The sequence below is a fragment of the Desulfuromonas acetoxidans DSM 684 genome (assembly GCF_000167355.1).
Classification (GTDB): Bacteria; Desulfobacterota; Desulfuromonadia; order Desulfuromonadales; family Desulfuromonadaceae; genus Desulfuromonas; species Desulfuromonas acetoxidans.
Map to the genome: position 1 here is coordinate 1 of NZ_AAEW02000010.1, position 19,405 is coordinate 19,405.

The 19,405-nt window shown below is 48.6% G+C and carries 15 protein-coding genes and 1 pseudogene; 14 read left to right on the forward strand and 2 right to left on the reverse strand.

From position 1 onward, the window contains the following. Positions 1-504 precede the first annotated feature (504 nt). The 3 genes from DACE_RS09510 to nosR all read left to right on the forward strand — a co-directional run bounded on the left by DACE_RS09510 (position 505) and on the right by nosR (position 3,386). A complete protein-coding gene (locus tag DACE_RS09510; protein WP_040366850.1) occupies positions 505-1,137 on the forward strand; it encodes an XRE family transcriptional regulator in 633 nt (210 codons plus the stop codon). Between the two features lie 395 nt (positions 1,138-1,532). Continuing rightward, positions 1,533-1,922: a hypothetical protein gene (locus DACE_RS09515; protein ID WP_006000699.1), complete on the forward strand. Its 390-nt coding sequence runs from the start codon at positions 1,533-1,535 to the stop codon at positions 1,920-1,922. 117 nt (positions 1,923-2,039) lie between these two features. Further along, complete coding sequence (gene nosR, locus DACE_RS09520) at positions 2,040-3,386, forward strand: response regulator c-di-GMP phosphodiesterase, NosR family (protein WP_006000700.1); 1,347 nt, start codon at positions 2,040-2,042, stop codon at positions 3,384-3,386. A gap of 49 nt (positions 3,387-3,435) precedes the next feature. Here nosR and DACE_RS17305 read toward each other — a convergent pair whose 3' ends face one another. Then, a complete protein-coding gene (locus DACE_RS17305; RefSeq protein WP_006000701.1) occupies positions 3,436-4,311 on the reverse strand; it encodes an HDOD domain-containing protein in 876 nt (291 codons plus the stop codon). Between the two features lie 7 nt (positions 4,312-4,318). Then, positions 4,319-5,134: an ATP-binding response regulator gene (locus DACE_RS17310; protein WP_006000702.1), complete on the reverse strand. Its 816-nt coding sequence runs from the start codon at positions 5,132-5,134 to the stop codon at positions 4,319-4,321. Positions 5,135-5,282: 148 nt separating this feature from the next. Here DACE_RS17310 and DACE_RS17315 point away from each other — a divergent pair, with 148 nt between their 5' ends. From DACE_RS17315 to DACE_RS17325, 11 genes and pseudogenes are all read left to right on the forward strand, one after another. After that, entirely contained in the window at positions 5,283-7,292 is a 2,010-nt protein-coding gene (locus DACE_RS17315; RefSeq protein WP_006000703.1) for a PAS domain-containing sensor histidine kinase, read from the forward strand. A 501-nt stretch (positions 7,293-7,793) separates the two neighbouring features. Then, a complete protein-coding gene (locus DACE_RS09540) occupies positions 7,794-8,144 on the forward strand; it encodes a hypothetical protein (RefSeq protein ID WP_006000704.1) in 351 nt (116 codons plus the stop codon). Positions 8,145-8,164: 20 nt separating this feature from the next. Then, positions 8,165-9,358, forward strand: coding sequence for a methyl-accepting chemotaxis protein (locus tag DACE_RS09545; protein WP_006000706.1), 1,194 nt, complete (start codon positions 8,165-8,167; stop codon positions 9,356-9,358). 56 nt (positions 9,359-9,414) lie between these two features. Next, positions 9,415-9,780 carry a response regulator gene (locus DACE_RS09550; RefSeq protein ID WP_006000708.1) on the forward strand — a complete coding sequence of 122 codons (366 nt, stop codon included), beginning with the start codon at positions 9,415-9,417 and terminating at the stop codon, positions 9,778-9,780. Between the two features lie 178 nt (positions 9,781-9,958). After that, positions 9,959-10,327, forward strand: a complete 369-nt coding sequence (locus tag DACE_RS17320; protein WP_006000710.1) for an STAS domain-containing protein — start codon at positions 9,959-9,961, stop codon at positions 10,325-10,327. Between the two features lie 27 nt (positions 10,328-10,354). Then, on the forward strand, positions 10,355-12,475 hold the full coding sequence (locus DACE_RS09560; protein ID WP_006000711.1) for a chemotaxis protein CheA: 2,121 nt from the start codon (positions 10,355-10,357) through the stop codon (positions 12,473-12,475). A 57-nt stretch (positions 12,476-12,532) separates the two neighbouring features. Beyond that, on the forward strand, positions 12,533-13,024 hold the full coding sequence (locus tag DACE_RS09565; protein ID WP_006000713.1) for a chemotaxis protein CheW: 492 nt from the start codon (positions 12,533-12,535) through the stop codon (positions 13,022-13,024). 47 nt (positions 13,025-13,071) lie between these two features. Next, a complete protein-coding gene (locus DACE_RS09570) occupies positions 13,072-15,105 on the forward strand; it encodes a methyl-accepting chemotaxis protein (protein ID WP_006000715.1) in 2,034 nt (677 codons plus the stop codon). A gap of 74 nt (positions 15,106-15,179) precedes the next feature. Beyond that, the gene (locus tag DACE_RS09575) at positions 15,180-16,010 is read left to right on the forward strand and encodes a CheR family methyltransferase (RefSeq protein WP_006000718.1); all 831 of its coding nucleotides are present in this window, start codon (positions 15,180-15,182) and stop codon (positions 16,008-16,010) included. A 102-nt stretch (positions 16,011-16,112) separates the two neighbouring features. Beyond that, positions 16,113-16,462, forward strand: a pseudogene (locus tag DACE_RS17910) (chemotaxis protein CheB); the annotation flags it as partial. Between the two features lie 67 nt (positions 16,463-16,529). Further along, positions 16,530-19,394 carry an EAL domain-containing protein gene (locus DACE_RS17325; RefSeq protein WP_006000725.1) on the forward strand — a complete coding sequence of 955 codons (2,865 nt, stop codon included), beginning with the start codon at positions 16,530-16,532 and terminating at the stop codon, positions 19,392-19,394. Positions 19,395-19,405 lie beyond the last annotated feature (11 nt).

Below are 19,405 nucleotides of genomic sequence, written 5' to 3' on the forward strand. Positions count from 1 at the left end.
TTTTGAAAATCTTGCTCTCATGATAGCCCAGAACATGGTTTATGTCAAGAATTAAATATTAGAAATACCTATGTAAAACAGCATTATAAATGTTTCTTCTTATAGAGGCAGTTTCTCTAATAGGCCTCTGAGTCCTTTTACAAAAGTAAAACAAACAGCGGGTTGTTGCGCTCATTGTTATATTATAATGTCTAAGCACTTGAGTCTGTTCGCCTGTTGGCGTTAGTTTGTATCTGTTTTTTTTCGGTGATTATAAACGGTTATCTAAATAATAGACATTTGTTAGCCAGCCTTTGTGCTAAGTGTCTATCCTGCCGTGAGTGAGATTCACCATCATAGAAAGTTAAAATGCTATATAAATAAGACCGTTATGGTTGACAATGGACATGTCTAAGTTCATGATGCCTAGTGGTTTGTCTAATGCGAAAGATTCGGTGGCCGAATATGTGCGGAAGCCGAAGCGATGAGTTCGTGTGGATAGAGCACTTAACAACGGAGGTCGTTTTGAAAACGATTGGAGAGAGACTGCGCTTTTTGCGCGGCAAGCAGAAACTTCCTGACTTTGCGCAACGCTTTGGTGTCAGTAAAAGTACCCTTGGGCGCTACGAGAAAGGGATCAGCCTGCCGGATGCCGGCTTTTTAGCCGCTATTTGTCAACAATTGCACGTGTGTCCGCAGTGGCTGTTGATGGGTGGCGAGAAGCCCTGCCAGCCTTTTGTCAAAGATTGCCCCAGCGGAGCTTGTGATGACAGCGGTCCGTCCTGTATTGTCCGGGATTATGCAAATTTGTCGTCCTTTAAAACCTTTATGGATTTTTTTCAGAACTGGGTTGTTGATCAGGGGTTTGAAGTAGACAAACTGCTTTCGGTACGAGTTACCGGTGACAGTATGGCTCCGACTTTTGCTGCCGGGAGTCTGGTTCTGGTTGATATGAATCAGCCAGACTTGTCAGCGGATGCTATTTTTGCCTTACGCCAGGACGAAAAAGTGATCGTTCGCCGTTTGCAGAAAATGGTGAATGGGGATGTTCATGTCAAAACAGACAATCCACGTTATGAAGATCAGATTGTCCGGAGTGAATCTCTGCCAATTCTTGACATTGTTGGGCGAGTTGTCTGGGCGGGTGTCCATCTTTAAGTGCCATTGCCAAACTGCGCCAACCTCCTAGTGTCGTTAATTCCCCTTTTTTTACAGTAAATATCATTTCTGGTAAGTTATTCCCTTTTTAAGATCTCCGGCGTCATTGTGTTCATCAACAATGAGGAGATTCCCACCGTTGCTTCGTTCTAAATAAAATGTGCTGTGATTGTACTGACGGATTGATCGCTGCAATAAGTCCGAATCGCTCTAATATGGTGCCTGATTTTGATTCGTTGATGGCTGCTGTTGCTGTTTTGATGAGACTTTCAATGGATTGATTTTTTTTTATGATAAAATAGAATTCTAACCTGTTAATTGAAGGGTGGAGTAGAGGTGTTCATGTCTGTTGTGTGAATGTTTCTGAGAATGGCTCATGTTGCAGAGGGGAAATAATGGCGCGCGTTCCGTTTAAAATTTGTCCCTGTTGCCAGGAAGTCTGGCAGACGCGGGATGATTTTTTAGAAGATATGCATTTGCAGTTGAACGGATATAAAGCCGATTTTGCCAAGTTGGAGTATGGCCTGTTCTTTTTCACCCATCAAAAAGAGGGCTGTTATTCAACCATGGCACTGGAAGTTGCAGATTTTCTTGATTTGCATCGTGGAACGGTTTGTGAGCACAATCGGGATTATGATGAAAATTGTCCCCGTTCCTGCCGTGAGAAAAGGAAGTTAGAGGCACGCCAAGACGTATGTGAATGTGCTTTTGCGCGTGAGGTGTGTGACCTGGTCAAACTACGTCGCAATAAAAAACATGTGGCAAACAGTCAGGCTGACGATTGAGCGAACGCCATGTTTTTCAGCAGGATACATTTATCCGCAGTGTGACGTGAATTGCTGCTGCGGCCTGAGCTTTAGTTGATTGTTTACGGACGGATTCAAGCAAAAGGAAAAGACCCTATGGCAGATTCTGAACAAGCGGATACGGTGGAAGAGTCTTACCCCATTGTTTTATGCGTCGATGACGAGACCAGTATCTTAAGGGCGTTGCGGCGTTTGTTGATGGACGAGGAGTGTGAAGTTGAGATTGCTTCTTCCGGAGCCGAAGGGCTGCACCTCTTATCAGAGATTGAGATTGATCGCGTTGCCTTGATTTTTTCCGACCAACGCATGCCCGAGATGACCGGGGTGGAATTTTTACAACAGGCCAAAGAAAAAGCTCCAGATGCTTTACGCGTAATGTTGACCGGCTATGCGGATCTCGACGCGACAATGGCCGCGGTCAATCAAGGACAGATCTGGCGTTACCTGACCAAACCCTGGGATGATAAACAGCTGACTTTATTGGTTCGTGATGCTTTAAAACAATATCATCTGGCCAGAGAAAATGAACGGCTGCAGTCGGTTGTCCATGAACAGAACGAAGAGTTGAAAAATTGGAATGATCGTTTGAAACAACGGGTTCTCGATCAAACGGATCGAATTCGCCAGAAAAGTGAAGATCTGGCACGAAGCAACAAATTGTTGCGCAGCAGTATCGATCATGTCTTGGAATCTTTTGCCTGCATGATTGAGTTGAGAGATGAAAGTTTACGTCACCATGCTCGAAACACGGCAGCTATCGCAGAAAAGATGGCCGAATGGAGTCGTATGACTCCGGCTGAAATTCGCCAGGTTCGGGTTGCGGCCCTGTTGCACGGTGTTGGTAAGTTGGGAATGGATGATTTGATTCTCAAAAAAAATGAGCAGGATCTGTCTGACGAAGAGCGTAAGGTGTATGAGCAATTTCCGATCCGCAGTCAAACGGCACTGGGGCCCATTGCTGAGTTGCAGGAGGCGGGAGTACTGATCCGACATCTCTTGGAACGATTCGATGGTGAGGGCGGTCCGGATCAACTGGCCGGTGAGGCGATCCCTTTGGGGAGTCGGATCCTGGCCATGGCGGAGAAGCTCGATCGCGATATGAATGAAACCAGTGATTCCCTGGATGTTGTCCTGGAGCGGATGAAATCCGATCTCGGCAGCCGTTTTGATCCGGCTTTGATCAAATTTTTGCACGATGCCGCCAAGGCCCATTACAGTGCCCTGGACAGTGTGCTGGAAAATGCCACGCGCAAAGAGTGTGGACCCAGAATGTTACGTCCAGGAATGATGATTTTGCGCGATGTTTACAGTGGTACCGGACTTTTGTTGTTGAAAAAAGGGGTTGTCCTCAACGAAGGGAATATCAACGCACTCAAGCGATATTATGACATTGATACACCGGAGCAGGATGTGCTGGTTCTTTTTAAAGATGATGAGAGCTAATGGACCCGCTTTGTGTACCCTGCAGGCGTGATGCGTCGCGGTGTCTGTTTCAGGCCGAAAGAAGTGTCTGGATATTTTTTTGATAGAGAGCGTTGAACTCATCAAGAAGCTGTTGAGGCTTAATTTGCTGTGACGATAGAAGGGTTTTATTCAAATGTTCGTCCAGTGTCTTGTTGCAGACTGGCTGGGTGTTGCCGATATGCAGTTGACAACAAAGACAGCGACTGACAAAAACCAGATGGGCGAGACGAGAAGTTTCCGGGGCCATATCCTGCGGGTGGTTAGGTTGACAGGAATAGAGCGTACACAGGACCAATTCCGATGAAAATTTCCAATGTGCCAGAATCGCCGCTCCCATTTGGCTAAAAGACCAGGGGAAATGGTGGCGAGATAACTCTTCACGAGAACACTGGGCGGTGACCTTATTCTTTAGACAGTTGTGATAGGCGTGTGGATTTTGTTGCAGAAAAAACAACTCACCGATGTTGGCCAGCAAGCCGGCTAAAAACGCCTCTTCCGGATCTGCAACAGCATATGTTGTTGATAAAAACTGACTGCCCAGAGCATGAGCCATGGATTCTTCCCAGAGCATTTTTTCGCTGGGATCACTCAGCCGGTATAGCCCTTTGAGGGCCATGGTCAAAACCAGGTTGCGCAGTGTCTTCTGGCCGAGAAGCACGGTGGCATCAAGAATTGTTTTAATCTGGCGGGAAAACCCATAATAGCTTGAATTGGCCACCCGTAAAACACGGGCCGCCAAAACCGGGTCGCTGGCAATAATTCGGGCAAGCTCTTCGGTGTCATTTTCCTGCTGGTTGAGAAGGCGCAACATGGCCGCAGCGATATCGGGAAGCTGAGGCAGGGCATCCAGCTCGTCTAAGATCTCAGTGAGTTCCGGTAGGTGTTGATTCTGTGTCGCCATCATAACAATCTCAACGTGGGGTTAGAGAAATAATCATTCCCCGTTCCTTGTTGTTATCCAGAAACGAGCCGATTCCGGTCACCTTTGTGTTCTTGCAGTCAAGCTCCATGTGGGCATTTCCATCGCGTTTAATCTGCTCTACCAGTTCCATCAACCCAGGAGGAAACGTACTCTTCACTGATGCGCCCAACAGGATTTCTCCCTCATCGGCTAAAAGATCAATCCCTTGCTGGTTGATTTGGACGATCTGATCCTCAAGATCAATACCAAGAACCGCAATGGGTAAACTGTCGAGAATCTCCTGAGCCAACTGCAACACCTGACTGCGCAGACGCAGTGATGCCGTGCGTTTTTCAACCTCTTTTTCCAACCCGCTGTTCAGCTCTTTGAGCTCTTTATTCCGTTTCTCAAGTGCATCACTGAGCTGACGGTTTTTCTTGTCAAGAAGCACTGTTTCGACGGCATTGTGAATGTCAATACGTAGCTGGTCATCGTCCCACGGCTTGGGGATGAATTTGTAAATATGGCCAATGTTAATCGCTTCAACAACGGCGGCGGTATCGGCATAACCGGAGAGAACGATCCGGATGGAATGGGGTAACAATTGGGTGGCCTGAGCCAAAAATTCCACTCCGGTCATTTCAGGCATCCGGTAGTCGGAAATGATAACGAGGATATCATTATTCTCCTTAATGATTTCGAGACCTTCCATTCCAGAAGATGCCGTCAGGATGTCGTAGTCCTCCTCGTCCAGAAATAAGCGGCGCAGCGATTTTAAGACATTTGCTTCATCATCAACAAAAAGAATTTTAAAAAGTTCAGCCATTTCAGCCTCGCGCAGACAATGTGGACGTGAGCACAATCAAAACTTTGTGGTAAGGTTTTAATGTCTATAGTGTAACGAGTTTACCAGAGCATGATAAACTGTACAGAATCTATCTTCGTTGGACGAAATTTAATGATTAGAGGCGGCGATGACAAATTCCAGCAAAGACGCACAGTCTTTACCGTTGGTGTTAGACGAATTGGAAAAAATGTCCGAGCAGCAGCGAGACCTTCTCTTCCGTAGTGTCAATCGCTTTGGTCGCGAGGTTGTCTGCTGGTTCGACAGTGATGAAAATCTTCGATATATCTCACCGAACTGCTTGAAACTGTTCGGCTGGAAAATGGAACAATTTCTTGACCAACCTCAGCTTTTGGAGCAGATGATTCATTCCGATGACCGCTTATTGTGGGAGCATCATCAAACCCATCCTGCCGGTCATCAAGATGTTGAGATCCGCATTTTGACTTCCGGTGGGACGTTGGAATGGATGGAGTACCGTTGTCTGCCTCTCGTGGATAAACACGGTAAGCGCTGTGGCCGTATTGCCACCTTTATGAATATCAGTCGTCGCCATGAGGCGCAATTTAGGACACAGGCGCTTGCCCTGGCTCTCGAGCAGAGTCCAACAGGGATTGTTGTGACTGATAATGACGGAAATGTGCTGTATGCCAATGAAGCCTTTCATGGGTTGCAGTGTCGTACCCTCGGCGCGATACAAGGCCGGAAACTTGACCTGTTTTCCCGGGAACACCGCGGCCAACTGCCCGATTTGTGGCCTTGTCTGGTGACAGGGGAAACCTGGAAAGGGGAAAAAGTATGTTTTTTTGAGGAGCAGAAGCGGGTCGTCGAATTGGTTGTCACTCCGGTACTTGATCAACAGAACGAGGTGACGCATATTCTTTTTCTGATTCAAGATGTGACGCGCCAGCGCCAGGACCAGCAACTTCTCCACCAACAACATAAACAGTTGCGGCAATTATTCGATGACGTTGAAAAAATCAGCCGGGAGTGGGCACTGAGTTTTGATTGTATTGATGACATTATGTTTCTGATGGATGGAGCAGGGCATATTCAGCGCATTAATCTGGCCGTTGAGAAGCACTATGGGCGTTCGATCAAAAAGCTCACAGGCACGTCAGTGAATGACCTTTTGCCGCAAGATGTGACACGGCAATTTTTTGATCACGGCCAAGGCGAATTTTACGATGACCGCATTAAAAAATGGTTTTCATGGCGAGCGTTTGATTTTTTGGAAAAAGATGAAAAAAATCAAGATATCCGGGTTGTGACTTTGCATGATGTGACCGCGCTTCATCAGTTGACTGAGCAGTTAGAGAAAAGCTATGAATCGCAGAAGGTTGCTCAAAGTCAACTGGTACAACAGGAAAAGATGGCGTCGATTGGACAACTCGCCGCTGGTGTTGCCCATGAAATAAACAATCCTGTTGGCTTTATCCACAGTAACCTCAACACGCTTGGCAAGTATCTACAGCGTATCACTGCTTATATGGATTCGTTGGAACAGATTATTCATCAATCCGGCCACGATGACCTTCTCCAACAGGCCAAAGAGTGTCGCAAGGGCAGTAAGGTTGATTATCTTCTCGAAGATACGGCTGATTTGATCAAAGAATCAATTGAGGGAACGGACCGTGTCAGTGTGATCGTGCAGAACCTTAAGAGTTTTTCCCGTGTTGATGATGCTGGTTTGCACTGGACTGACCTGCATGACTGTCTTGAAGCGAGTCTCAGTATTGCCTGGAACGAGATCAAGTATAACTGCAGGATTGAAAAAGAGTATGGAGTCCTTCCCCAGGTTCTGTGCAATCCTCAGCAACTTAACCAAGTCCTGCTCAATCTGCTGGTCAATGCTGCGCAAGCTATTGAGCAACAGGGGGTGATTATCCTCAAGACCTGGGCCGACGAACAATGGGCTCATATCACTGTGAAGGATAACGGTTGCGGTATGTCTGACGACGTTAAGTCACGTATTTTTGATCCATTTTTTACCACCAAAAAAGTCGGCGAGGGGACTGGGCTGGGATTAAGTATCTGCTACGATATTATTGGCAAACATCATGGCTTAATCTCCGTCGACAGTACCCTTGGTGCAGGGACAGAATTTCATTTAAAGCTCCCTTTAAACTCCTCTGAATAACACTTATAAGTCTCCCACGTAACCACGAGCGGTGCGTTTTTAATGGATGGGCTTGGCTCTTCCCACCTCTATTTTTTTGCTCTCACTAAAAGAGAAAAAACTTCCTGTTGATGTGGCAAAGCCTCATGTTTAATGAGATTTAGGCCTAGTTTTCTGCAGTCCATTATTTGATGATTTATACAATTTCTGGATGTTAGCGGACTCTTGTGGTGGTTTTTAGAAATTTTTTTATCCTTAAAAAAATATCTATTAAATATATGAACTATGCAAATATAGCGAGTATACGTTTTTATTTCTATAAAATTTTCTCTTTAAATTTCAGGGCATTTATCGTTTTTATAGACAAAGTGGCGGCAGCTTGATTTTTCTTGAAAGCAAATGGTGTTTGGTCTCATAAATGAATTTAACTTAATTTGAACTTTATTTTCATTGTCTTGTTGTAGTTTTTTACAAATTTTGTAGTTTTATAAAGATGGAAAGGCTAAAAAAACGGAGGGGGCTGTGGCGTGTGTTGTTGTTTTTGATCCAACTACCAGGGGGCGCAGTGATGTTTTTCGCCTTCAGTTAAATAACTATGAGGTGGTAGTTTTTAAACATGTGGAAGAGACGGTGAATTGGTTGAGTACTTGCCGAGCCAATCTTATCGACGTTGCTGCACTGGTCATTACATCCAAAGATAAAAGCCCTCTTTTTTCTCAAATGATCATGACGGGAGTTCCGACATTTTTTGTTGGTTTCAGTGAACAGGAAAAAACGGAAATTGAAACTTCGCTGGAAGGTTTGGCGCACACTGCACTGTGCTTTTGTCGGCGAGAACAGTTTATCGACGATTTATCAAAAGTCATTGGATGAGAAAGGACAGGAACGGACTCATGGCGGTTAATGTAAAGTGGGGGTGTCTTATTCTTGCCTTGGTGCAACTGGTGATGCTCGGTTTGGCAGTGATGCAAAGTGATCTCATTGCCGTCGTTTTGGTCGTCGTAACAGCGCTCAGTGGCTGGGGGCTGTATTGGCTGTCGTTCTCCGCAGAAAAAACATCTGCCACTGTTGTTTTGGACGAGCACAGTACACCCTCAGAAAATTTGCTCATCAGTGAAACAAAAACCCTGTTAACGAGTTTACAACAGGAAGTAACAGCGCAATGTCAGGACGGACAAAACGAAAATATTCAGGTTCAGACAATCCTGGCAGATGCGATTGAAAAGTTGATTGCCAGCTTTACCAAGTTGGAAAACCTCACAGATGAGCAAAAGACCCTTGCGTTGGGAATTATTCAAGGTGGGCGTCAGACAGATGGCGGCGATTCTCTTTCGTTTCAGCAGATGTTTAAAGAAATCGAAGACGTTATGCAGCGTCTTCTTGATGCCACCATCGAAAACAATAGCCAGACCACCGAATTAATGACGTCCATGGATGCCACCCAAGAGCAGTTCCAAAAAGTTCTCGGCATGCTCGGTGAGGTGCGAAAAATTGCCGACCAGACCAATCTTCTGGCTATCAATGCCGCCGTGGAAGCTGCCCGGGCCGGAGCTGCCGGAAAGGGGTTTGCTGTTGTTGCTGAAGAAGTACGCAATTTGTCCATTCGCTCGAATCGCTTCAGTGAACAGATTGATGCTTCGGTCCAGCAAATTTCCAGAGCGTTTGGTGAAGTGAGCCTCTCCATTAAATCATTGTCCCAGCGTTCGGACCAACTGGTTGAGGAGGAGCGGGACCATATCGGTCGTGCCATGACGCAGGCCCATGATTTTAACGCGGTGGTTGAACGCAGCGCCCGAGATATTTCTGGACTTGCAGAGGCCGTATCACAGCAAGTGCGTCAGGCGGTGACCAATTTACAGTTTCAGGATATGGCGACTCAGGTTATTGGAACCGTCAGTAAGCGCTTGGATTCTTTAGACCGACTCTTCGCTGATCTTAATAGCACCCTGGATCAGAGCGATTCTACAGAAAACACAACACAACGGCTCGAAAAGTTCCTGCTGGAGTCGACAGATCTAGTCAAAGCAAGTCACCATAACCCGGTGTCGCAGAAAAACATGGACGAAGGTGACATTGAGCTTTTTTGAGCTAGTCTAGAAAACATCGGAAAATTGGATAGATAAGGAAAGGGAGAACAGACTCTATGGCAAAAACAGTGTTAGCGGTCGATGATTCAAAATCGATCCTGCAGATGGTGTCCTTCACTCTCAAAGGTGCCGGTTATCAGGTGATTGAAGCCGGCAACGGTCAGGAAGCTCTCGCCGCCGCGCAAAAACACAAAGTTGACCTGGTGCTCACCGACCTCAACATGCCGGTGATGGACGGGCTGACCCTGGTACAGAAACTGCGCGCCGCGCCCACCTACAAATTCACCCCGATTCTGATGCTCACCACCGAAGCCGGAGCCGACTTCAAGGCCAAAGGCAAAGCCGCGGGGCTTACCGGCTGGCTGGTCAAACCCTTTGATCCGCAAAAACTTCTCGGTGTCGTCAAAAAAGTGCTCGGCTAAACAGGCTGTTGAAAAACAGCCTGTTTAGCCCATGGACGGGCGACCAAAATCAAGGACAGGTTTTCAAGCCCTTGATTTTGTAAGCAAGACGGAAATCGCATTTTCGGCTTGCGTCATTGAAAAGGCCCTGGATGGGACCTTTTCAACATCCTGCTAGACAGGCCACAACGGAGAAGCCATGTTTGAACTGGAAAGCAAAACCATTCAAAACAGTGACGGCGCAGCCTATCAACTGCTGATTGTCAGCGGTGATCTGGGTATCGCCACCATCGGCCAACTTAAAAACGATCTGCTCAGTGCCCTGCAGAGCCATGACCACGTGATTCTCGACATGGCCGCCGTCACCGATGTCGATTACAGCGTGTTGCAGCTCTTATGCAGCGCCAACAAATACGCTCAGAAGTATGGCAAACACTTCCAGATCAAAGGTCAATGCACCGAAGCCTTTATCGATCGTGCTCAATCCCTCGGCTTCTTTCGCGATCAGGCCTGCAACGAGGCCGAAGATCCGATGAAATGCCTGTGGATACCGGAAAACCTCACCTAAAACCGCCGAGCAAAGACGAGGACGCCCATGCAGGATGCCCCACAAAATGCCTTTAAGGAAGAAGCCTACGAACTGCTCAGTGAACTCGAAGATTCGCTGCTAGAGCTTGAAGAACAGCCCGACGACCACGAGACCATCAGCAAAGTGTTCCGGGCCATGCACACTATCAAAGGCTCCGGTGCCATGTTCGGGTTTACCACCATCTCCGAATTCACCCACGAAGTTGAAACCGTCTTCGATCTGGTGCGTAACGGTGAGTTGCCCGTCACCAAACAACTCGTTGATCTGTCGCTCAAGGCCCGTGACCATATCCTTGCCCTGCTCGATTGCGACGCTGAAGAACAGGGGCAATACGCCGCCCAGGGTGCAGACCTCGTTGCACAGTTCCAGGCTCTTGCCAGAGGCGGTAGCGCACCGTTGTCACCGACACCGACACCGACACCGACAACAGCCACCGCTGGCAATGCCGACAAAAAAGACGAACCCACCACCTACCGTATCCGCTTTCGGCCATCACTTGATATTATGCACAACGGCACCTCCATTGCCCAACTGCTCGATGAACTCGCCGAACTCGGTGACAGCCGCACCATTGCCCACAAAGCAGATATCGTTGATCTTGAAAATCTCAATCCCGAAGACTGCTACGCCTGTTGGGATATTATCCTCACCAGCGACTGTGGCGAAGACGCCATCCGCGACGTGTTCATCTTCGTCGAAGACGACTGTGAATTAACCATCAAGCGCATTGATCTCGGCAGCGATGACGATGATATGGAAAAAAAGCGCCTCGGCGATATTCTCGTCGAACGTGGCGACATCAGTCAGGAGCAGATCGACGACGTCCTCGCCCACAACAAACGTATCGGCGATCTGCTCGTCGAAGCGAATCTTGTCAGTCGTGACCAAGTCGACTCCGCCCTGCTCGAACAGCAGGAGATTCGAAAACTCAAAGAAAAGAAAAAAGAAAAAAGCCAAGGTGCCAGCAGCCTGCGCGTCCCCGCTGACAAACTCGACGACCTCGTCAACCTCGTCGGCGAAATGGTCACCGTTCAATCGCGCCTCAGCCAAGTCGCCAACCAGCGCCACGATGCCGATTTGCTCTCCATCGCCGAAGAAGTCGAACGCCTCACCGAAGACTTACGCGACAGCACCCTCAACATCCGCATGCTACCCATCGGCAGCACGTTCAGCAAATTCAAACGCCTCGTGCGCGACATCAGCGCCGATCTCGGCAAAGAAGTCGAACTCAAAACCACCGGCGCCGACACCGAACTCGACAAAACCGTCATCGAGCAACTCGGCGACCCCCTCGTCCACATCATCCGCAACAGCATGGACCACGGCATCGAGATGCCCGACGACCGCGTTGCCGCCGGCAAGCCCCGCACCGGCCAGGTCCACTTAAGCGCCGAACACTCCGGCGACAGCGTCATCATCAACATCAGCGACGACGGCAAAGGCATGGATCCCGAAGTGATCCGCCAAAAAGCCATCAGCAAAGGCGTCATCGGCGCCGACGACCAACTGAGCCACACCGACCTGCTCAACCTCATCTTCGCCCCCGGCTTCTCCACCGCCCAGCAAGTCACCGGCCTGTCCGGGCGCGGCGTCGGCATGGACGTCGTCAAACGCGCCATCGAATCATTACGCGGCAGCATCACCCTCGACAGTCAAAAAGGCCAGGGCAGCACCGTTAGCCTGCGCATCCCCCTGACCCTCGCCATCATCGAAAGCCTGCTCGTCCAGATCGGTGACGGCCGCTACGTACTGCCCCTGTCCGCCGTTGAAGAATGCATCGAACTCACCGCCCAAGACATCCACGACTCTCACGGCCGCAATCTCGCCAAGGTTCGCGGCCACCTGGTGCCCTACGTTCCGTTACGCGAAGAATTTGCCATCGACGGCAACCGGCCCGCAGTACAGCAGATCGTCATCACCCAGATCAACGGCCAGCAGCTCGGTTTCGTCGTCGACAACGTCATCGGCGAACACCAGACCGTTATCAAATCCCTCGGCCCCATGTATCGCGATGTGCAGTGTGTCTCCGGCGCCACCATCCTCGGTGACGGCAGTGTTGCTCTTATTCTCGACATTGTCTATCTGATGCAGAAAGCCAGTGAGGAGGGGCGTGTCAGCCAACCGTAAAAAACACCTACAGGTTTTAGACAACACGATTAAGCATAAGGGGAAAGGAGAACCACCATGTCCGCAGAAGATTTGGAGCAGATGAACCAATATCTGACCTTCAAGCTCGACGAAGAAGTCTTTGCTCTCGAAATCGCCAAAGTACGCGAAGTCCTCGACTTCACTGATGTCACCAAAGTGCCGCAGACTCCCATCTTCATGCGTGGCGTTATCAATCTGCGTGGCAGCGTTGTCCCCGTCGTCGACATGCGGGTCAAATTCAGCATGCGTGAAGCCGAAGCCACCGTCAACACCTGCATTATCATCACCGAAGTGGTCATGGACGGCGAACCCAGCGTGCTCGGCGCCCTGGTCGACTCAGTCCAGGAAGTGCTCGAACTCGACCCCGACCAGATCGAACCACCGCCACGCATCGGCACCAAGCTTGATACGGAGTTTATCCGTGGCATGGGTAAGCACAACGACGAATTCATCATTATTCTGGATATTGACCGGGTATTCTCGGCCGATGAAATTTCGCTGATTCAGGCTGTTGATAGCGATTCTTGAAAACTAACTGGATACGGTATGTTCCTTTTTTGTAAGCAGGAGGTTTTATGCGCTGGAAAGATTTAAAACTCAACGGTAAGTTTTTTGTCGGTTTCGGTCTGGTTCTGGCGATGATGCTGGGAGTGGGATTGTGGAGTATCTCGGGGATCAGCGACATTGTCAGTAATGCCAGTGAAGTTATTGATGGCAACAAGCTTAAAGGGGAGATGGTTCAGCGGGAAGTTGATCACCTCAATTGGGCTAATGAGGTGAACTCGTTGTTAACCGATGATCATGTGACCGAATTGACTGTTCAGACCGATCCGCATAAATGTGCTTTTGGCAAGTGGTATTACGGCGAGGGGCGTAAACAGGCCGAAGAGTTGGTTCCTGAATTGCGTGCTTTGCTGGCAGAAATCGAGCAATACCATAATGAACTCCACCATTCCGCCAAGAGAATCGGCGATACATTCCGTCAGGCCGATGTGACACTGCCAAAATTTTTGGCGGAGAAAGAGGTTGATCACCTGGTGTGGGCCAACACCATTCTTAAGTATTTTTCCAGTGAACAGAACGAATTAAGTGTACAGGAAAATCCGGAATTATGTGGGTTAGGTAAATTCCTTTATGGCGTCCAAGGTAAAGAAGTTGCCAAGAGTGATCCGGAACTGGCGCATTTGCTTGAAGCGATCAAGGAACCCCACGCTCGTTTGCACCAGTCGGCAAAACAGATCAAGCAGTTACCCAAGAAGGCCGCCCAAGAGGTGTTTGAAAAGGAAACGCTTGTTGCCTTGAAGGAAACACAGGCTATTCTGTCTAAAATAAAAGATCGGGCCGATGAACGTGTGTCTAGTATGAATGCGGCAAAGAAAATTTACGCGACGGAAACGGTTCCCAATCTTAAGCAGGTGCAAAAAATTCTCGGCGAGGTTTCGCACACAACGGATGAGCACATTATGACCGATGAAGAGATGCTCCTCGCGGCATCCAACACGCGTCAGGGGGTTATCTGGAGCCTGACCGCCGCATTTCCCATTGCGATCCTGCTTGCCTTTGTTATTGCCCGCGGCATCATTGGTCCTTTACAGAAGGGGATCGCTTTTGCTCAGGAGATTGCTCAGGGTAATCTTGAAGCCACCATTGATGTGGAACAAAAAGATGAAGTGGGTAAAATGGCCGACGCTTTGCGCGAGATGATTGAGAAGCTCAAAACGATCGTTGGCGATGTGCGAGCGGCCTCCAATAATGTGGCTTCCGGTAGTCAGGAACTGTCTGCCAGCTCTGAAGAGATGAGTCAGGGTGCGACCGAGCAAGCGGCTGCGGCCGAAGAAGCTTCGTCGTCGATGGAAGAGATGGCGGCGAACATCAAGCAGAACGCTGATAATGCCATGCAGACCGAGAAGATTGCCCTTAAATCCTCTCAGGACGCTCAGGGTGGTGGCAAGGCGGTCGAAGAGACGGTCAAGGCGATGAAAGATATTGCCGAGAAGATCTCCATCATTGAAGAAATTGCCCGCCAGACAAACTTGCTGGCGCTCAACGCGGCGATTGAGGCGGCACGTGCCGGTGAACATGGTAAGGGCTTTGCCGTTGTTGCCTCGGAAGTGCGCAAATTGGCCGAACGTAGCCAGAGTGCTGCCGCCGAGATCAGCGACTTGTCATCTAGCAGTGTGGAAGTGGCTGAAACCGCTGGTGAAATGCTGGCCAAGATGGTTCCGGATATTCAGCGCACTGCCGAGTTGGTGCAGGAGATTGCCGCAGCCAGTAAAGAGCAGGATACCGGAGCCGACCAAGTTAACAAAGCGATTCAGCAGCTTGATCAGGTGATTCAGCAGAATGCTGCTGCTGCCGAAGAGATGGCGTCTACCTCTGAGGAACTCAATGCTCAGGCCGCTCAGTTGCAGGATACCATCTCGTTCTTCAAGCTGGATTCTGCGGGAGCCAAACAGCTTAACAGCCCCAAAGCCCCCCCTAAGGCTCCCAAGCTTAAAGAAACTCTTCCGGGCAAAAAAGTCGCAGCGGCCAGTCCGGGTAACAGTGGCTTGATGCTTGATATGGGCGCGGGGAAAGATTCTTTGGACAGTGAATTTGAAGAATATTGATATGATTGTGAAATATTAAGTTGCGAGGCGACAGGCGATTGCCTTGTCGCCTCGTTTTGGGCGAGGGATGTTGAATGAGTCTGACCCAGCGTGATTTTGACCGTCTCAGCCGTTATATTTATCAAGAGCTTGGCATCACATTGTCAGACTCCAAGAGATCTATGCTGATGGGGCGTTTGACTAAACGTGTCAGGGCTTTGAAGCTCTCTTCCATCAGCGAATATTGTGATTTTATTTTTACCGAAGAGGGGCAAAAGTTTGAACGGGTTCACCTGTTCGATGTGATCACGACCAATAAAACGGATTTTTTCCGCGAAGCGAATCACTTTGATTATCTGACCCAGACAATTCTTCCCTCTTGGCAAAGGGAACTGCCTCGACGTCGTTCATTCAAAATTTGGAGTGCCGGCTGTTCCTCCGGGGAAGAGCCCTATACCATGTCCATGGTATTAGCAGATTATGCCGAGAAGCAACCTGCGGGGGACTTTAATTACGAGATTATTGCCACAGATATCTCCACCAAAGTTCTCGATCATGCCAAAAAGGCCATTTATCATGCAGATCGGATTGTGCCGGTGCCGATGGAGATGCGTTCGCGCTATTTGTTGCGCAGCAAGGATCGCAATAATCCACTGGTGCGTATTGCCCCCGTGCTGCGTAAGAAAATCCGTTTCGGGCGTCTGAATTTCATGGATGCGGATTTCAGTCTGCCGCACCCGATGGATGTCATTTTCTGCCGCAATGTCATTATTTATTTTGATAAAGAGACGCAGGAGCGTCTGGTCAGGAAGTTCTGTCGCAAGTTACAGCCGGGAGGTTTTCTGTTTCTCGGTCATTCAGAGTCGTTACATGGCTTTGATCTCCCTTTGACTCAGGTGGCTCCGACGGTGTATCGCGTTGACTGACCTCCTATCCACGCACGACTCTCTCTGAAACCCGGAGAACTTTGAGTCGCGACCTCAACAACGCTGATTGAAACAGTGCAGGGCGCTTGTGTGGCGGTGACGCTGTATGGCCCCGACAACCGCCATGTGCTGCTCAAACGCAGTGGTGTTCGCTATTGTGTTGAGTTGAAAGATGGCCCATTCGTTTCAAGACATCGACCTTCTATTGATGTGCTGTTTCGCAGCGCCGCGTGTTACGCGGGTAAGAATGCCATCGGAGTGATTCTGGCCGGTATGGGGGATGACGACACAAAGGTATGAAAGAGATGAAGGAGGCCGAAGCGGTTAATTTCGCTCAGGATGAAGCCAGTTGTGTCGTGTTTGGTATGCCTAACGAAACCATTAAGCGCAGTGGTGTTGATACGGTGCTGTCTTTAGTTAAAATCCCTCGCAAGGTGTTGGATTTGTGCTAATCTTTTATCTCATGAGGCACTTTGATTTGAATTGTTGTGTCTGTATTCATTGGAAGTGGGTGTGAAGATGAAAATCCGCAGCCTGTTTATGCTGGTCGCACTGCTGGCTTGTATGATTTCCATGTCGGCAACGCTTGTTTTTTTTAATGGCAAAGTCAAAGAAAACATCCGTGGCCGCCTTACGGCACAGGCGCGAAATATCTGTTCTCTGTTATCCCTCTATCAAAACCAATGTCGTTCAAGTCTTTTGACGGATCAGGACCCGCCGTCTGTCCATAGAAAAAATTTGCTGGGCGAATCGGCCACTAAACTGTCTCAAACCGGCCAGGGTGATATTCATATCCGCTATGCCGCACGTTTTCCGCAAAATATCCAGTACCAGGCGCTGGATTCAGACCTTTCCCTGATCCATCTGTTTAAACACAATCGGCAAATGGATGAATATAGTGAAATGGTTGAGTTTCCGACGCCAATGTTTCGCTATGTTCAGCCGATTTTTTACCAGGAAACCTGTTTTAGTTGTCATCAGAAAACACAAGGTTCTTCTCTGCAGGATGTTGCGCCGGCATTGCTGATCGTTGAGATTCCCAATGTGTCATTCAGTGATGAACAAAAAAGCAAATTTCTCGCCTTGGCTGCGATCAATGTTGTCGGATATTTCATGACATTTGTCGTGCTGGTGGCGTTATTGCAGCGCACTGTCCTTAAACGGCTCAAGGGACTGAAATCGGCAGCCCTGTGCCTGGAACAAGGAGACTACGATCAGGCGATCCTGACCTATCGGGAGAATGCACAAAACGAGTTCGATGTTCTGGCCAATGCTTTTTATGAAATGAAAAACGCTGTGAAGGGCCGGGAAGAGAGGTTGAGGCAAAAAAGGCAACAAATCTACAGCATGTTTCATGTACATCAATCGATTATGTTTCTGGTTGATGTTGAAAATTATCACGTTTTGGATGCCAATGTCGCGGCAGAGCGGTTTTACGGCATGTCGGCTCAGGCGCTTAAAGCCAAATGTTTTTACGGCTTGCATGGCCTTGACCGCCAGGAATTGGCTGAGCTGTTAACCGTTTGTCTCAATGGCCGACAAGAGTTTATTGAATTGCCCTATCAGGATGTTGGAGAACTGCGCTGCCTGGAGGTGCGGTTGAGTCCTGTCGATGTGGATCAAAAAGCCTGCTTGTTTCTCATTATTCACGACATTACGGCCCAGAAGAATGCCCGTCAGCAGATCCAAAAAGAACATGAGTTTTTCCAGACGGTGATTGACAATATGGTGGATCCTGTTCTGGTTCTGGATACCTCTCGCCACATTAAGAAAGCTAATCGTGCTGCCCTGGCTCTGGCAGACGGTAAACTCGATGATCCTGAAGAGGTGTGCTGTTATGAGGCTTTCCAGCGTGGCAGTCTGCCGTGTGATTGTCGATCCAAGTCGTGTCCCATGCATACGGTTTTGAAAACAGGAAAACCCGCATCCATTATCGAGCACATCGATTCGAAGAATAAAATCTATGAAATTCAGGCGGCTCCCTACTTTGATGAGAGTGGCAACATGTTGGGGGTGATTGAATCGTTTCGTGATATCACCAAACGCCTTGAGGTTGAAAACAGCCTGATTGAACAGGAACGAAAAATTTACGATTTAACCCATTACGATAATCTGACCGGCCTGCCCAATCGTTCTGTCTTATTGGACCGGGTCAACCAAGCGATTTATCATGCGTTAATAAAAAATACCCACTTGGCTCTGATCAGCCTGACTTTGGATCGTTTCAAAAAAATCAACGAGACGTTGGGGCACCATGTGGGGGATTGCCTGTTGCAGGAGGTTGCTCAGCGCTTGAACACGTTGGTTCCGCAAGGTCAGACGGTGGCAAAAGATTCCGGGAGTCAATTTTTTATCCTGTTGGAGGAAGTGCCTCAGCAGGAGGATGTGGTCGATCTGGCCGACGTGGTGTTGAAAGGAATTAAACAAAGTTTCCATGCCAATGGTCATGAGTTGATCCCTTCTTGCAGTCTCGGCATCGCTTTTTACCCGGAACAGGCTGAGAACTCCACCGAGCTTTTGGCACGGGCGGATGTAGCTATGCGGACCTCCAAGGATGATATGGGGGGCGGAGCTGTCACTGTGTATGACCCGAAATATGGCGAGATTGCCCCGCAGAGCTTACGTATGGAAGCCGACCTCAAACATGCCATAGAGAATGATAAACTCCATATTCACTATCAGCCGCAATTTAACCTTGAAAATGACGTCTTAGTTGGGTTCGAAGCTCTGGTTCGCTGGAATCACCCTGCAGAAGGGCCTGTTTCTCCCGGCGAGTTTATTCCCCTTGCCGAAGAAACCGGCCTGATTCACTCCCTGGGCCGGTGGGTGTTACGCCAGGTCTGTCAGCAGATTCACAGTTGGGAGCAGGCCGGAATTTCGGTTGTGCCTGTTGCCGTGAATGTTTCCAGTTTGCAGATGAAAAAGAATAACTTTGTTCACATTCTCGAAGAATGTCTGAATGAATTTCAAATCACTGCGCAACTGATTGAATTGGAAATTACCGAAAGTGCCGTCATGGATCGCCTGGAAAAGTCCATGGAGCTTTTAAGCGCGATCAGGGGGCTGGGAGTCAAGTTAGCCATTGACGATTTTGGCACCGGATATTCCTCTTTGAGTTATTTGAAAAGCTTTCCTTTTTCAAAATTGAAAATAGATCGCTCTTTTGTCATGGATCTGGAAAATGATGAAAATGATGCCGCCATTATTACAGCGATTATTTCCATGGCAAAAAGCCTTGGCTTGAAAACGATTGCCGAAGGTGTTGAGACGGAGCTGCAAAAACAATTTCTGATCAAGCATGGCTGTGACGAAGTGCAGGGCTTCCTGATGAGCCGTCCACTGCCTGTCGAGGCGATTGAAACAAACTATCTCTCGTCGAAATAACACATGTTTTA

Coding starts and splice junctions, on each gene's coding strand:
- DACE_RS17315 (WP_006000703.1), top strand. CDS start 5,283: ATGACAAATTCCAGCAAAGACGCACAGTCTTTACCGTTGGTGTTAGAC.
- DACE_RS17320 (WP_006000710.1), top strand. CDS start 9,959: ATGTTTGAACTGGAAAGCAAAACCATTCAAAACAGTGACGGCGCAGCC.
- DACE_RS09575 (WP_006000718.1), top strand. CDS start 15,180: ATGAGTCTGACCCAGCGTGATTTTGACCGTCTCAGCCGTTATATTTAT.
- DACE_RS09565 (WP_006000713.1), top strand. CDS start 12,533: ATGTCCGCAGAAGATTTGGAGCAGATGAACCAATATCTGACCTTCAAG.
- nosR (WP_006000700.1), top strand. CDS start 2,040: ATGGCAGATTCTGAACAAGCGGATACGGTGGAAGAGTCTTACCCCATT.
- DACE_RS09545 (WP_006000706.1), top strand. CDS start 8,165: ATGGCGGTTAATGTAAAGTGGGGGTGTCTTATTCTTGCCTTGGTGCAA.
- DACE_RS09560 (WP_006000711.1), top strand. CDS start 10,355: ATGCAGGATGCCCCACAAAATGCCTTTAAGGAAGAAGCCTACGAACTG.
- DACE_RS09515 (WP_006000699.1), top strand. CDS start 1,533: ATGGCGCGCGTTCCGTTTAAAATTTGTCCCTGTTGCCAGGAAGTCTGG.
- DACE_RS17310 (WP_006000702.1), bottom strand. CDS start 5,134: ATGGCTGAACTTTTTAAAATTCTTTTTGTTGATGATGAAGCAAATGTC.
- DACE_RS09570 (WP_006000715.1), top strand. CDS start 13,072: ATGCGCTGGAAAGATTTAAAACTCAACGGTAAGTTTTTTGTCGGTTTC.
- DACE_RS17305 (WP_006000701.1), bottom strand. CDS start 4,311: ATGATGGCGACACAGAATCAACACCTACCGGAACTCACTGAGATCTTA.
- DACE_RS09550 (WP_006000708.1), top strand. CDS start 9,415: ATGGCAAAAACAGTGTTAGCGGTCGATGATTCAAAATCGATCCTGCAG.
- DACE_RS17325 (WP_006000725.1), top strand. CDS start 16,530: ATGAAAATCCGCAGCCTGTTTATGCTGGTCGCACTGCTGGCTTGTATG.